The organism is Nocardia sp. JCM 34519.1 (genome assembly GCF_020361265.1).
GTDB classification, from domain to species: Bacteria; Actinomycetota; Actinomycetes; order Mycobacteriales; family Mycobacteriaceae; genus Nocardia; species Nocardia arthritidis_A.
Map to the genome: position 1 here is coordinate 22,708 of NZ_JAIRBR010000035.1, position 15,335 is coordinate 38,042.

The 15,335-nt window shown below is 64.6% G+C and carries 11 protein-coding genes; 3 read left to right on the forward strand and 8 right to left on the reverse strand.

Annotated features, from left to right (window positions below):
- Nucleotides 1–11: 11 nt before the first annotated feature.
- The 8 genes from LGY53_RS42030 to LGY53_RS42065 form a co-directional block, all read right to left on the reverse strand.
- Nucleotides 12–1,001, reverse strand: a complete 990-nt coding sequence (locus LGY53_RS42030) for an alpha-ketoacid dehydrogenase subunit beta (RefSeq protein WP_225732265.1) — start codon at nt 999–1,001, stop codon at nt 12–14.
- Complete coding sequence (locus tag LGY53_RS42035) at nt 998–1,972, reverse strand: thiamine pyrophosphate-dependent dehydrogenase E1 component subunit alpha (RefSeq protein ID WP_225732266.1); 975 nt, start codon at nt 1,970–1,972, stop codon at nt 998–1,000. Before LGY53_RS42035 ends, LGY53_RS42030 begins: the two co-directional genes overlap by 4 nt.
- Complete coding sequence (locus LGY53_RS42040; RefSeq protein WP_225732267.1) at nt 1,969–6,834, reverse strand: non-ribosomal peptide synthetase; 4,866 nt, start codon at nt 6,832–6,834, stop codon at nt 1,969–1,971. Before LGY53_RS42040 ends, LGY53_RS42035 begins: the two co-directional genes overlap by 4 nt.
- Entirely contained in the window at nt 6,809–8,806 is a 1,998-nt protein-coding gene (locus LGY53_RS42045) for an amino acid adenylation domain-containing protein (RefSeq protein WP_225732268.1), read from the reverse strand. Before LGY53_RS42045 ends, LGY53_RS42040 begins: the two co-directional genes overlap by 26 nt.
- Nucleotides 8,799–10,028, reverse strand: coding sequence for a cytochrome P450 (locus tag LGY53_RS42050; protein ID WP_225732269.1), 1,230 nt, complete (start codon nt 10,026–10,028; stop codon nt 8,799–8,801). The genes LGY53_RS42045 and LGY53_RS42050 overlap by 8 nt, the downstream gene beginning before the upstream one ends.
- The gene (locus LGY53_RS42055; protein ID WP_225732270.1) at nt 10,025–11,164 is read right to left on the reverse strand and encodes an LLM class flavin-dependent oxidoreductase; all 1,140 of its coding nucleotides are present in this window, start codon (nt 11,162–11,164) and stop codon (nt 10,025–10,027) included. Before LGY53_RS42055 ends, LGY53_RS42050 begins: the two co-directional genes overlap by 4 nt.
- A 72-nt stretch (nt 11,165–11,236) precedes the next feature.
- Nucleotides 11,237–11,500 (reverse strand): acyl carrier protein, encoded by a 264-nt coding sequence (locus LGY53_RS42060; protein WP_225732271.1) that lies wholly within the window; start codon nt 11,498–11,500, stop codon nt 11,237–11,239.
- 624 nt (nt 11,501–12,124) lie between these two features.
- On the reverse strand, nt 12,125–12,535 hold the full coding sequence (locus tag LGY53_RS42065) for a hypothetical protein (protein WP_225732272.1): 411 nt from the start codon (nt 12,533–12,535) through the stop codon (nt 12,125–12,127).
- 478 nt (nt 12,536–13,013) lie between these two features.
- On the opposite strand from LGY53_RS42065, the gene rpmE reads away from it, so the two are divergent.
- From rpmE to prmC, 3 genes are all read left to right on the forward strand, one after another.
- Nucleotides 13,014–13,244: a 50S ribosomal protein L31 gene (rpmE, locus tag LGY53_RS42070; protein ID WP_167472515.1), complete on the forward strand. Its 231-nt coding sequence runs from the start codon at nt 13,014–13,016 to the stop codon at nt 13,242–13,244.
- 124 nt (nt 13,245–13,368) lie between these two features.
- Nucleotides 13,369–14,439 (forward strand): peptide chain release factor 1, encoded by a 1,071-nt coding sequence (gene prfA, locus LGY53_RS42075; RefSeq protein ID WP_167472516.1) that lies wholly within the window; start codon nt 13,369–13,371, stop codon nt 14,437–14,439.
- Nucleotides 14,440–14,449: 10 nt separating this feature from the next.
- Complete coding sequence (prmC, locus tag LGY53_RS42080; RefSeq protein ID WP_225732273.1) at nt 14,450–15,322, forward strand: peptide chain release factor N(5)-glutamine methyltransferase; 873 nt, start codon at nt 14,450–14,452, stop codon at nt 15,320–15,322.
- The last annotated feature ends 13 nt before the right edge of the window (nt 15,323–15,335 follow it).

A 15,335-nucleotide genomic window follows, 5' to 3' on the forward strand; every position in this document is an offset into this window, starting at 1 on the left:
CCCTCGGTGCTTTACCGGCGCAATGTCGCCGCAATGGCCTTGGTCAGTTGTTCGGGACCGGGCACCAATTCACGGTCGAGCGCGAGGGCGTAGGGGATAACGGTGCCATCCGGCCTGCTGACGCGCCGCGGCGGCGACAATAGGTCGAATTCCTCGGCCGCCGTCGCGATTATTTCCGCCCCCAAACCGCACATGCGGTTCGAGTCGTCGATTACGACGAGGCGTCCGGTCTTGTCGATCGATTTCCGGAGGCATTCCCAATCGAATGGATAAACCGTTCTCGGATCGATGATCTCCAGCCCGACCTTACCGCTCAGGCTAACCGCGACCTCGAGTGCAGTACCGACGTGCTGTCCCACCGCCACTACCGTCAGGTCATCGCCCTCCCGCACCACATTCGCCTCGCCCAGCGGCACGATCTCCTCTTCGCCCGAATCGGGCACACCCATTGTTTCCATCAATGCGGAAGGCGCGAACACCGCTACCGGGTCCGGATCGCGAATCGCCGATCGCAGGAGCCCATAGGCATCGGCTGGATTGCTCGGAACCACCGTCTTGATTCCCGCGTGTGCGAGCAGACTGTATGGGCTGTCCGAATGTTGGCCTGCCCAGCCATTTCTCGAACCCGACCCGGCGACGAGATATGTGACGGGCACATGAACCTGCCCGCCGGTCATCAAGGAGAACTTATGGGCCTGGTTCACTATCTGCTCGAATACCAGATACAGCAGCGAGGATATCTGGAATTCGATCACGGGTCTTCTTCCGGCGATCGCGGCGCCCGTCCCGAAACTGGTGAACGCCTGTTCGGACAATGGCGTGTCCAGCACACGCTTCGAGCCGAATCGGGGCACCAGTCCCGCGGTGACTCCGCTCGCGCCGACGCCGATATCCTCGCCGAGTACGAATACGGTGTCGTCCGCCGCCATCTCGGCGTGCAGGGCGCGATTCAACGCATGGACATAGCCGAGGTCCGGCGGTGGCGGTGGCAGCGCGCTCACAGGATCACCCCCGGCCGGACCGCGATCGGTGCCGAGTACAAGTACATCAGTGCGTCCTCCGGCTCGGGCGATGGGGCATTCCGCGCGAACTCGACCGCCGCATCGATTTCCTTCTTTACCGCAGCATCGATCTCGGCGACGATCTCGTCGCCCAACCGCTTACCCAATGAAGTAATTGGATCCCGCTCGCGCCAGTCGGCCACTTCGTCGAGATCGCGAAATGTGACACCTATTTTTTCGAGCACCGAATGATGCTCGAAGAATCGGTAGGTCGAACATTCCAGAAATGCGGGTCCTTTACCAGCGCGGCAACGCTCGATCAGTTCGCCTGCCATATCTGCCACGGATTCGACGTCCATGCCGTCGACCGTGCGTGCGACCATCCCGAAGCCCTCGGCGCGGCGCGCCGCATTGCCTGCGAGTCCCGAGTCGATTTTCAGGCTCGTCGCGTACCTGTTGTTCTCGCAGACGAACAGTATCGGCAAGGACCAGATCGCGGCCAGGTTGAATGCCTCCAGCAATACGCCCTGGCTCATCGCGCCATCGCCGAAGAAGCTGACGACGACCTCCGAATTTCCGCGCTCTTTGGCCGCCCAGGCGGCGCCGGAACCGATCGCGCCGCCTGCTCCGACGATTCCGTTGGCGCCGAGGATGCCCAGCCGAATATCCGCGGCATGCATCGAACCGCCACGGCCTTTATTGAAACCTTCGAGGGTGCCGAGAAGTTCGGCGAGCATTCGGCGCGGGTCCGCACCTTTTGCCAGCACGTGCCCATGCCCGCGATGCGTACTGGTGATGAAATCTTGCTCCGTCAGGTTCGAACATACGCCGACGGCGACGGCCTCCTGCCCGATATACGGGTGAATACCGCCGATGATCTCACCGGCAATCGCCATCTCCAGACATCGCTCTTCGAACTCTCGGATCAATTTCATAGACCGGTACAGGGCCACCTGATGTTCACGAGTCATATTTGCAATAGCCCTTCTTGGTCGGTCCGGACAAGCATTCTGTCGACGTAACGAAGTAGCGCGCTGTCGTCGGGGCCGTGCACGACGATCGGGGCGAATTCACGACCCGGCTGGCTGTCGCCGGTGGTGTCGGAGGCGGATTCGAAGAGCAGCTTCAGGATGGCGTGCTCCTCGGGCGAGTGGTCCGCGAGCATCGCGAGCCAGTCGCCGACGGGCCGGGTGTCGATCACCATGCCGGTGCCGCGCAACAGATCCAGCAGATGGGTGAGACGCACCGGTCGTCGACTGGTCAGCACGAACCGGCCGCCGTTGCGCGGCTGCTCGGTGCCGAGCCGGGCCAGCAGATCGGCCGTCTCATCCACCGCGATCCACGGTTCCGCCAGCTCGGTGTCGGGTGCGGCGCCCAGCTCGAGAATGGTGCGCAGTACCCGCAGCATGATGTCGCGGGTATTTCCCTGTCCGGTGCGCGAATCCCCGACTATCCGCGGTAGCCGATAGATCGCCGCGGGCATTCCGCGGTCGTGTGCGGCGATGATCAGCTGTTCGGCATGCGATTTGGTTTCCGCGTAGCCGCTGCGGCCGCCGCCTTCATCGGCGGCGGAAATGGTTGATACGAACTGCAATTGCTTGAGCCGGGTGGTGGCCGCCAGCCGGATCAGTTCACGGGTGCCGCCGATATTGGCCTCTTCGAGCTGTTCGTAGCTGGACAGTGCGTCGACCCGGGCGCCGTTGTGGCAGATCAGGTCTATCTCGCCCGCGAGCCGGTCGAATGTCTCGGTGGTGAGCCCGAGCCCGGGTGCCGCGAGATCGCCGGGAACGACCTCGATCCGCTCCTGGTCTATCTCGTCCGACAGGCCGTAATGGTCGAGATTCGCGCGCAGCCGCCGCCAACCCGCCTGTTCGTCGGTGGCCCGGACGAGGCAGTGGACGCGCACGCCGGGCCGGGTCAGCAACGCGCGGACCAGGTACGCCCCGACGAATCCGGTTGCCCCGGTGAGCAGGATGTCCGCGATTTCACCGGATCCGCTGGGCGGCAACGGATCCGGGATGATGTCGCGCAGCATGGGCTGGGGATCGAACGAGCGGACCCGGGTGGTGCTCGTCCGCCGCCCGCCGTTGATCTCCTCGGCCAGCTTCGCGATCGTCGGCCGTTCGAACAGCGCCCGCAACGGCAGGTTCAGCCGGAACGTCTCCTGAATCCGGACGACGAGCTGCGCGGCCTGCAATGAATGCCCGCCGAGATCGAAGAAGTTCTCGTCCCTGCCTACGGTTTCGATGCCGAGAATCCGAGTCCAGATGTCCGCCAACGTTTCTTCGGTCGGGTTCTGTGGCCGGACGGACTTCGCGGCCGAATCCGATCCGCTCGCGGGTTCGGGAAGTGCTCTGGTATCGAGTTTTCCGTTGATCGTCAGCGGTAGTTCGGGCAGCGACACGAATGCCGCGGGCACCATGTACTCCGGCAGCTCACGACGTAGGTGGGTGCGCAGGGCGTGGTCGTCGACGACGCCGTTGCATACGAGATAGGCGACGAGTCTCTTTTGACCGGTGGCGTCTTCGCGCGTGACGACGGCGGCCTGCGCGATATCCCGGTGGGTCTGCAAGACGGCCTCGATCTCCCGCGGTTCGATGCGGAACCCGCGGATCTTGACCTGGTCGTCGGAGCGTCCGAGGTACTCGATATCGCCATTCGCGTTGTGCCGGACGATATCTCCGGTCCGGTAGAGCCGGTCGCCGTCGGTGTCGTAGCGGTTGGGGACGAACCGCTCGGCGGTGAGTTCGGGTTGTCCGCGATAGCCGCGGGCGATACCGAGCCCGGCCACGTGCAGTTCGCCCGGCACTCCGGTGGGCGCGAGCTCGCCGTTGTCATCGAGGACGTACACCCGGGTGTTGCCGATCGGGCGGCCGATGGGGATGTTATTCGTCTCGGCCGCAACAGGATTGGTGATTGGGTGGCAGGTGGCGAACGTCGTGCATTCGGTGGGGCCGTAGCCGTTGAATATTCGCGTGCCGGGCAGCGCGGCGACGGCGCGGCGAATATGGGCGACGGATAGCGCCTCCCCGCCGACGAGGAGCTGGCGCAGCCCGGTCAGCGCCGCGGTGTCCTCGTCGACGATGTGGTTGAACAGCGATGAGGTCAGCCAGAGCGTGCTGATCCGATGACGAGCGATCGCGTCGGCGAGCGGCCCTGCGGTGAGCACTCTTTCGGTGGAGACGACGCAGGTGGCTCCGGTGAGCAGCGCACCCCAGATCTCGAAGGTGGCGGCGTCGAAGGAGACCGCCGACGCGTGCAGCAGTACTTCGCTCGGGCCGAGGATGCCCGCTGGCAGTCCGGTGACGAGACGGATGATCGACCGGTGCTCGATTTCGACGCCTTTCGGGCGTCCGGTCGAGCCGGATGTGTAAATGACGTAGGCCAGATCTTGCGGTACCACTTCGGATTCGAGCGCGGTCGATGGTTCCGCATCGATGGTGGGGTCGCCGATCAGATCGGCGGTGATCACGAATTGCGTCTCGCCGTCGGTGCGGAGGAACCGTTGACGTTCCTCGGGATATTCCGGATCGATCGGCAGGTATGCGGCGCCGGTTTTGACAATCGCGAGCAATGCGGTGATCAGTTCGATGGAGCGTGGCAGACACACTCCGACGACGGTCTCGGGCCCGGCGCCGAGGGTCCGCAACCGGTGCGCGAGTTGGTTGGACCGGATATCGAGTTCGGTGTAGGTCAGGGAGTTTTCGCCGGATATCAGGGCCGTCGCATGTGGTCGGCGGCGGACCTGTTCGGCGAATATCGCTGGCACGGTCGCCGGTGACGGCAACGGTTCGGTTGTGTCGTTCCAATCCTGTGTCAGCCGCCGGATTTCGGCATCGCTCATGATCGACAGGGTCGACAGCGGTTGCTCCGGGCCCGCCCCGACGGATGCGAGTAGTTGATGGAAGTGGCCGATGAATCGATCGATCGTGACGCGGTCGAACAGATCGGCGTTGTAGTCGACCCGCACCTGTAGCCCGCTGTTCCGTTCCGCGACATGGCATTCGAGATCGAACGGCACCGCTTGCGTGCCGAGCGGCGAAACTTCCGGCAACGGCACGTCCACCAGCTGAAAAGCGGCTTGGGCGAGCGGGTTTCGGCTGAAGTCCCGGTGGGGTGCCAGTTCCTCGACGAGACGTTCGAAGGGAACGTCCTGGTGCGCGTATGCGCCGAGCGTGGTCTTCCGCACGCGATCGAGCAGTTCCGGGAAGGCGGGATCGCCGGAGAGGTCGGTACGCAGTATCAGCAGGTTGGCATCGGATTCTGTTGGTATGCCGACTGTTACGTCGGTGGTGCGTGCGTAACGGGACAGCGTGAGGTTGTAGGCCGCCAGCAGCGTCATGAACAGCGTGACGTCATGGCGACTGCTCAGCTCACGTAGCTGCGCGGCGACACCCGGGTCCACTTCGAAGGAGACCGAGTCGCCGCGGTAGGACGCCACCGGCTGGCGTGCGCGGTCGGTCGGTAGGTCCAGCGCCGCGGGCGCATCGGCGAGTTCTCGCCGCCAGTAATCGAGTTGTCCGCGTAGGTATTCGAACATCGGCTCGTCCGGGTTCGCCAGCGCGTGTTCGACCAGCCGGATGAGTCTGCTGACGAGCCGCTTCGCGGTGGATCGGTGAAAAAGGCTGGTGCGGAACACAAGTGAGCCGTGCAGCTCGCCGTCCTGCATATGGGTGACCAGCTCCAGGTCGAACCGGGTGGCCACGCCTGCCCATGGGACGCTGGAGATTTCGTCCTCGCCGGGTGCGGGAACCTCCCCGTTGTGCACGACGACGACATCGAAGATCGCATTGCGCCCCGGATCCCGTTCGGGCCGGATCTCCGCGACCACCTGCTCGAACGGCGCCTGTTGGTGGGCGTACGCCGCGACCATCTTGGTGCGTGCCGTCCGGATCAGCTCGCGGAACGACGTCGACGGGGTGATCTGCGTGCGCAACACCACGGTATTCACGAAAAACCCGAGTACATCGGCGAATCGGCGGTCGTCGCGGCCCGCGAGCACCGTTCCGATGGTGATGTCCTCCTGTCCGGAATGCAGCGCCAGCAGCGCCTGGAACACCGCGGCGACGGCGCTGGAGAGCGCGCACCGATTCCGCAGGGCGAAGGCGGAAAAGCTCGCCGTGAGCTCGGTCGGCAGCTCGAAATCGACGTGGTCGCCCGCGAATCCGGGATCGGCCGATCGCGGCCGGTCCGTCGGCAGCCGCAGCGGTTCGAATCCGGCGAGCTCCCGCCGCCAATACTCGAGGTGCTCCGCCGCGGAGTCGGCGTCGGTGCTCGCGCGCTGCCATGCGACGAAATCCTGGTAGGTCACGTCGAGCGGTGCGGGCAGCTGCCCTCGGTAGAAGGCGATGAGATCCTCGGTGACGATCTGGATGGAACGTCCGTCGGTGATGATGTGATGGTTCACCAGGCACAGCACGGCCGATCCGTCGGCGCATTCGACAACCATCGCGCGCACCGGCGGTGCCGCCGCGAGGTCGAACGGCTCCCTGGCCAGGTCGGCCGCGTGTGTCTGCCATCCGTTCCGGCTGTCCGCCGCGGTCCGTCGCGCCACCGGAATCCGGAAGTCCGGCACCGGTTTCGCGGCCGGCGTACCCGATTCGTCGACGACGAACGCCCAGCGCAGCACCGGGTGGCGGGTGGCGAGCAGGTCGAGCGCGCGGTCGAGTGCCGCGTAATCGACACCGTCGCGGAACCGCAGCACGATCGGGATGTTGTACGCGGCGCTGGTCTGGTCGAGCTGCTGTATCAGCCACAGACGTTCCTGCCCGAGCGACAACTTCATCGGGTACTCCTTCGTCAGGCGCTCATCGCCGTCGAGCGGCGAGGGCATCGCGGTCTCCGTCGCGCGCGGGCGCGGGCGGTATCGCGGATTCGATCAGGGCTTTTTCGTCGACTTTTCCGTTGCGGGTGAGCGGGATCTCGTCGACGACGACCCATCGGGCCGGTAACGCGTAGCTCGGCAGCAGGTGTGACAGATACGTGCGCCAGGCTCGCTGGTCCGCGTCGGCGCCGGGGTGCGGGACGACGCCGGCGATGAGCTGGGGGCTGCGATCCGGTTGCCGCGCAACAACTATCACCGCGTCGCGGATACCGGGATGGCGAGCGAGAATGCTGCCGATCTCCTCGGTTTCGATGCGATGTCCGTCGAGTTTGATCTGCTTGTCCGCGCGGCCGAGGAAGACCAGGTTGCCGTTCGGGTCGAGCCGGACCAGATCGCCTGTGCGGTATAGACGTTCATCGATATCCGGCGAGAAGTGGCCGAACCGTTTATTCGTCTCGATCTCGTCATCGAGATAGCCATCGGCCAAACCTGTTCCGGCCGCGTACAATTCGCCGACCGCGCCGGGCGGGAGCAGGCGGGCGTCGCGGTCGAGAACGAAAACCTTTGTGCCCGCGATCGGTTTGCCGATGGGGAGCGGCCCATCGATCTCCGCACTGTCCCGCACGGTGTATGTGGTTGTGAAAGTGGTGTTTTCGGTGGGGCCGTATCCGTTCGTGATCACCAACCCGGGATGCGCTTCGAGCATCCGCGCCGCGGACTCGTGCGATACGACCTCACCGCCGGTCAAGAGCCAGCGCAGTCCGGTGAGCGCCTGCGGCCGAGACTTGGCGACCAGCCGGAAGAGGCTGGCCGTCAACCAGGCGACCGAGATCTTCCGCTCGGTGAGGAACCGCTCCAGCTTTCCGACCGACGGAAGTTTCCCGGGAAAGACCTCCAGCGTCGCGCCGTTGAGCAACGTCGCCCAGATCTCGTACGTCGACGCGTCGAAAGCCAGCGGCGCCATCCGCAGCACGCGGTCGCCCGGGCGCGGCTGGATTTCGGTGGTGCGCGCGAGTCGCGTGACCGCACGGTGTGGTACGACAACGCCTTTCGGTTCGCCGGTGGATCCCGAGGTGAACGCGATGTACGCCGTGCGGTTCGGGTCGTCGGAGCCGGGTGTTCGGCTCAGCGCCCCGTGCTCGGTGCCTTGTTCGGGATGCCAGGTATCGACGCGGGTCACTTCCCGCAGTGCGGGATGGTCGATCGTGACAGCATCGACCACCGCGGCCGCGGGCGCGAGCTTGCCGACCATCCGCGCCAGCCGGGCTTCGGGTGCGTCCTCGTCGAATCCCGCGTACGCGGCGCCGAGTCGGATGATCGCGAACAGCGTCACCACCTCTGCGACGGACCTCCGGATCGCGACCAACACCGTGTCCCGGGGCCGGACCCCGGCCCGCCGCAGCACGTCGGCGTACCGATCGGCGGCGTGCGCGAGCTGCTCGTAGGTCAGCTCGACGGTCGCGTCGCGGACCGCGACCTCCCATGGGTGGCGCCGCACCTGATCCAGGAACAGGGTTTCGATATCGGCCGCGGGGATGTCGGCGCCCGCCATGGCATCGAGGAGCTGGCGGCGCTCCGGCGCGATACAGCGCACGTCCTGTACCGAACCATCAAGGGAGGCAAGCTCGTTCACCGCGGCGGCGACATCGGCGATGAACCCGTGCTCGGCATTCGGCACCTCGGTGATGAAGCGGATCTCCCCGGACCGCAGATCGGTGTGCTCGGAAACGATCACCAGGTCGACGGATCCGTCCTCGGTGACCGCGTGCACCGTTCGCAGGAAGTCATCGATGGGCGCTCGGTCGTCGAGCCGGAGCCGGATCACCCGCCCGGCGACCGAGATCGCGGCCTCGCTCGCGGCCGTCCACCGGCACAGGGTGACCGCGAACGCGGCCACCACCAGCGCCATGCGGTCGCGCCCGGCGGACCCGGCCGCCAATTCGACCGTCAGATCGTAGGGAGCGGCTCGCACATCAGGCATCGGCCGTACTGCTCCCTTCGCGTCGGCGGTCGAATCGGACATGAAGGTGATCGGGCCTGCGGAAAATGTGGCCGCGCTCGCGCAGCCGCCAGAAACCGGGCCGGATGCCGTCGAGCGAGCCGCTGCGCCGGACGCCGCCGAACCGGAGCGACAACCGCTCGAACAGCGTGTCGAATTCCGACAGGGCGAGCTGAATGCCGAGGCAGGTGTGCGGTCCTGCGGAAAAGGCCAGCGTCCGCTGATCGGTCCGGTCCGGACGCCAGGTATCCGGATCCGCGAACGCATTCTCGTCACGGCTGGCGCTACCCAGCGACAACAAAAGCGTCGACCGTCGCGGAATATCAACACCGTGGATATTCAGGTCGGTGGACGCGTACCTGAGAATGGTGTGGCTCGGCGGTTCCCACCGCAGCGTTTCGCGAACCACCTGGGTCCGGTATTCGTTATCGGCCAACGCCGATAATTCGACATTGTGCGCCAGGACCGCGTACATGATTTTGCCGATGGTGGCGACGCTCGTCTCGGTGCCCGCCAGCATAAATAGCGTCGCCGTTCCCAGCAAGGATTCGTCGAGCGGTTCACCGGGCGGAAAGACGAGATCGAGGAACGGCATCCGGCCGCCCGCCCGGCGGTCGGCGAGCTTATCCTTCAGATATTCGATCAGCTCCGCTTTGGCCGTGAGCGCCATATCCAGTGACGTCGCCGGAAACTCGATCGCACCGGCCAACGGAAGAACTCGGGGACGCAGCCAGGCCGCGTCCTCCGGCGGGAAACCGAACAATCGAGTGACCATCGCATAGGGCACCCCGACCGCGACCCGCTCCATGAACTCGATTTCGACCTCGTCCTTATCGCCCATTTCGGCCGCGATCGAATCGAGGACCTGGTCCACCGCGGGAATGAGTATTTCGGTGCGCAGCCGTTTCACCGAGGCGCCCGCGAACAGCGGCATGAACAGCTTCCGCATTTCGCGATGACGCGGCCCGTCGGTGTCCAGCAATGTCCGGCCGAACAACCGGCGACTGCTGCGCATCGGAAATCCGCTGACGACCTGGCGGTCCGACAGCAGGTTGTGCACGTCCTCGAACCTGGTGATCAGAAAGGCGTTGAACGCCTCCGACCAGTGCACCGGCTCCGACCGCCGGAGTTCCTTGTAGATGGGCCACGGGTCGGCGAGGAATTCGTCGGAACTGAAGTCCAGACTCAGTTTTGCGGTGCTCATTTGTTGCCCCCGTTGTCGATTTCGGTTCGAGCCTTCATCTGACGAGCGGCCTCTTCCGAGGTGAGCCGCATCGACTCCGCGGTGCCGTCGAATCCGCCGACGAGGGCGGGCAGGATCTCATTCGAGATAGCCGTCAGTTGTTCGAGGGTCGCCTTGTACGGTATCCACTGGGGGACGAAGAAATTCAACGTCACCGGATCGCCTATGCGATCCATGAGATCGCGGATCATCCGGGTACATGTCGCCGCGTCCCCGATGATGAACGCACCCGCGTCGATCAGACTCTCCAGCGTCTTGCGATGTGCGACCGGGGAATCCGGAATGGGCATGCCGAGGATATTCCGGTACAAACCGCGCCGCAGCGCGGAGAATCCGGTTATGAGTTCATCGATACCCGCGGCCGGGGAATCGGCGATATGGACGAAAACGTTGCACCGGATCCGCGTCGCACCCGCGGATTTGTTCCGGTAGGCCTCGATGCGCTCGATCAGCGAGCCGACCGGATCCTTATCCATGCCGGGCCGGATCATTCCCCACGGCGGTACCACGTGCACGGTCGGCGTCGTCCCGGTATCGGTCAGGAGCTCGATGCCCGGATCACCCAGCGATGACGCCACAACGGTTTCGATGGCGCCGCGCAGCGGCCGCAGCTGCAGCACGGCCTTCTTCGCGGTGAACCACGGTGTCACGGTGTCGACCGTCTCGCCGTTGATAAGTGCCTGAACCGTTTCCAATGCCGCCCGGAAATGAGCGCGGAGTGTGCTCGGATCCACCCCGATCATTTCCATGTCGTGCACGTAGGTTCCCGTACCACAGCCCAGGATCGCTCGACCTGCCGTGAGATGATCGAGCAGCACCATTCGTTCCGCGACGTGAACGGGGTGATGGTAGGGCAGCGGTATCACGCCGGTAGCGAATCGGATGCGGCGCGTTTCACGGGCCAGCGCGGCGATGAGCATTTCCGGAGAGCTGAGTGTGCTCCAACCGCTGGAATGGTGCTCGCCCAGCCAGATCTCGTCGAATCCGAGGTCGTCGACCAACCCGCACAGTTCGATATCGTGCTTCAACGATGCGGGCGGGCTGACCGAGGGGTCGTGGAATGGGGGCAGGAAGCAACCGAATGCCTTTGAGTGCATGATTCCGAAACCTTTGATCTCTATCGGAGAATATGGCCCAGCAGATGTCGGCTGAGCTTTTACTGCTGTTTCTCAGGCCGATGGCGCTTGTTCCAGCAGATAATCGCAGAATTTGTCGACGCTGGTCAGATCTTCATTGGCTTCGAGGTCGATGAAGACATCGAGCTTCGATTCGATTTTCTCGATGAGCGCCAGGTATTCGATGGAGCTCATTCCGGTCTCGGGGAACTCCGTATCCGATTCGATGTTCTGACTGTCCAGAACGCCGCCCGCGACCTCGGACAGTATGGCGAAAATCTGCTGACGCAGTTCCGACCGTGCATCTTCCGCACTCATATGATCCCTCTTTCACCGCCTGCAACTCTGCACGTTGCAGGTGCTTCGCATACTCGTCGACAATCGGACACGACCGAATGAGGTCGCGAACAATCAACGATACGAATTACGTCTCGAATGGCGGTACAACACGAACCGATTCGACCGCCACGGCACTCGACGGCATCTCTCACTCGAATATCGCGGGCGCGACCATTTCGCGCAGGTACGCTGCGCCGCCCACGTCGAAAGAAGATATCGGAATACCTCAGAGATGCAGCAAGGCGCGCATGTAGCTTGAAAACTAAATTGCGGATGCGCGCAACATACGAAACCCCTTCAATTAGCCTAACTAGCTACCAGTCGGAAGCATAGCCGGAGGTCATACAGGCCGTCAACGACTGCAATCCGAAGCCACGCGCACGTTGAATTAACCAACTATTTGCCTTTGTGTCGACCTGGACCGTAAATCCCCAGGCACTCCGAATGCGGCGTATTAGCCATGGGGTGTGGTGCGACACCACCCTGCAAATTGGGGCTGGACCTGTCCAGGATCTCTGAACCGATTTGCCGGTACCGTATTCGACCTCGGTAAATGCCGCATATCGATACGAGAGTTCGCGATTTACCGACGATTCCACCAGTTCAGTGGTATGACGCGAGCCGCAGCACATACTGTCTGGTCTGTATTTTCGATAGGCGATAAATCCGCTCATCGACTGTTTGTAGAAGTTCGAGAACAATCTCGAGTTCCCGGATGTGGGCGACGAGTGCGTGACGCGCGGCCGAAGAGATCTCGCGCAGGCGGGGTCCCCTCGGTGTTCGCGGGGCGAAGAAGACGACGCCGATGACCGCCGCCCCGGCGACCATGAAGCCGGCGACGATGCCGAGCGGCGTCCCCTCCGCGCCGCTCGGCATCGAAAAGCCTTGCGCCTGGGCATAGTTCACAACGGCCGGGCCGAGGTGGGCCGTCGGGTGCCTCGGTGCGGTCAGCCAGCCGACCGTGACAGCGAGAATCAGGCCGATGAAGATCGCCGCGGCGACTCGGGTGGTCATGATTTCTCCCTTCTGCCTCGGCACGCCGGTGTGCTGCCCGTATTCCTGTCGGATTCGCGGCGGAATCCGTGTGTGAAATAAATCTACGAACGCCACTGTTCGTGTACACGAGTAGCGGACTACCCGACTTCAGGGTTGCTCGAGCCCGCCGAAGGCGCGTGCCCGGACTTCTTTGGGGTGTGCCCGATTCGCCGTGCCGGTCTCGTTTGTGAGGATTCGGCCGGGTGGGTGCCGCGCTCCGGAGCCCCGGTCGCGGACGGCCGCGCCGAGCGGCGCGAGTAGTGCGCGGATATCGCGGCGCGCCGGGCGGGAACAAACTACTCACCGGGGGCGTTTTGGGTGCGTAACGGCTGGTCTGGCATACTGAACGGTCGTTGCGTCTGCTCCGCTGAGCAGACCTCCCGCCTAAGTCGGTTCCGGTTCACGTCCTGGCGAAATACGCGAGGGCGACCCGGCGACCAATATCGAGAGGACACCCATGAAGGCAGGAATCCATCCGGCGTATGTCGAGACCACGGTCGTCTGTGGTTGCGGCAACACCTTCCAGACTCGCAGCACCAAGGAGTCGGGACACATCACCGTCGAAGTCTGCTCGCAGTGCCACCCGTTCTACACGGGCAAGCAGAAGATCCTGGACACCGGTGGTCGCGTGGCCCGCTTCGAGGCCCGCTACGGCAAGCGCGCCGCCAAGAAGGCCGACGCCAAGTAGCTTCCGCGCCGACGCCCGGTCCTGCCCAGCAGGCCGGGCGTCGGTGTTTTTCTGTGAATTCCGGTCTGGGCCGGAATGACGGACCTTCCGCACGAATCACGGAAATCAAGAGGGAGCACCACAAGTGACGCAACCGTCCGCCATCGATGATGTGCTGGCCGAATATCAGGGCCTGGAAGCACAGCTGGCCGATCCGTCGCTACACAACGATGCGGGCGCCGCGCGCCGGGCGGGCAAGCGGTTCGCCGAGCTCGCCCCCGTCATGGCGACGTATAACAAACTCGAATCCGCTCGCGGCGACCTGGCCACCGCCCGGGAACTCGCCTCCGAGGACTCCGCATTCGCCGCCGAGGTGCCCGAATTGCAGCGCCAGGTCGACGAACTCGAACAGGCCCTGGCCGACCTGCTGGCCCCGCGCGATCCACACGACGGCGACGATGTCGTGCTCGAGGTGAAATCCGGTGAGGGCGGCGAGGAATCGGCGCTGTTCGCGGCCGATCTGGCCCGCATGTACGTGCGCTATGCCGAGCGGCACGGCTGGAAGGTGGAAATCCTCGATGCCACCGTCTCCGACCTAGGCGGATACAAGGAGGCCACGCTCTCGATCAAGAGTCGCGACGCGGCCCGCGACGGCGTGTGGTCGCGCTTCAAATTCGAGGGCGGCGTGCACCGGGTGCAGCGCGTCCCGGTGACCGAATCACAGGGCCGCATCCACACCTCCGCCGCGGGCGTGCTCATCTACCCCGAACCGGATGAGGTGGAAGAGGTGCAGATCGACGAGTCCGATCTGCGCGTCGACGTCTACCGCTCCTCCGGTAAGGGCGGACAGGGCGTCAACACCACAGACTCGGCCGTCCGCATCACCCACCTACCCTCCGGCATCGTGGTGACCTGCCAGAACGAACGTTCCCAGCTGCAGAACAAAATGCGCGCCATGCAGGTGCTCGCCGCCAGGCTGCAGGCATTGGCCGAGGAGCAGGCCGAGCAGGAGGCCGCTGCGGGCCGGGCCAGCCAGATCCGCACGGTCGACCGTTCCGAGCGCATCCGCACCTACAACTTCCCGGAGAATCGCATCACCGATCACCGCATCGGTTTCAAGGCGCACAACCTGGACGCCGTGCTCGACGGTGATATGGACGCGCTGCTCGACGCGCTCGGCAAGGCGGACCGCGAGGCCCGCATGGCCGCCGAGTGACACCGACGGCATGACCCGGCAAACGCTGCGTCCAGCCATCAACGAGGCCGCCGCGAAACTGGCGGCGGCGGGCGTGCCGAGTCCGCGAGCCGACGCCGAACAGCTCGCCGCCCATCTGCTCGGTGTGCAGCGGGGCAGGCTGGCTCTGGTGCCGATGGTCGAGCCGGAGCTGCTCGACCGGTTCCGTGAGTTGATCGACCAACGCGCACAACGGATTCCGCTACAGCACCTGATCGGCCTCGCGGCCATGGGGGATATCGAACTCGCGGTCGGCCCAGGTGTTTTCGTGCCGCGGCCGGAGACCGAACTCCTATTCGCCTGGGCGCTGGCGCAATTGGCGACGCTGCCGCACGACCACACGCCGGTGGTCGTCGATCTGTGCACCGGGTCGGGTGCGCTGGCGCTGGCCGTCGCGCATGCCAGACCGGATGCGGAAGTCCATGCGGTGGAACTGGATCCGGCCGCGCTGCGGTGGGCGCGACACAATGCCGACGCGCGGATCGCGGCGGGGGATACCGCGATCACACTGCACGCCGACGACGTCACCGCGCCGCATCTGCTGCCCGCACTCGACGGGCGGGTGGACATCGTGCTCTCGAATCCGCCCTATATACCGGTCGGCGCGGTGCTGGAACCCGAAGTGGCCGAACATGATCCGCATCGGGCCCTATTCGGTGGGCCGGACGGCCTCGACGTGATCCGGCCGATGATCCCGACCATCGCGCGCCTGCTGCGCCCCGGTGGCGCGACAGCCATCGAACACGACGACACCAACGGCTCCGGCGTGGCCGCGCTGCTCGCCGACGGCGGTCGCTTCGTCGACATCGTCGAGCATCCGGATCTGGCCGGAAAGCCGCGCTTCGTCGCCGCGACCCGGGGATGAGCCGTCCGAGTCG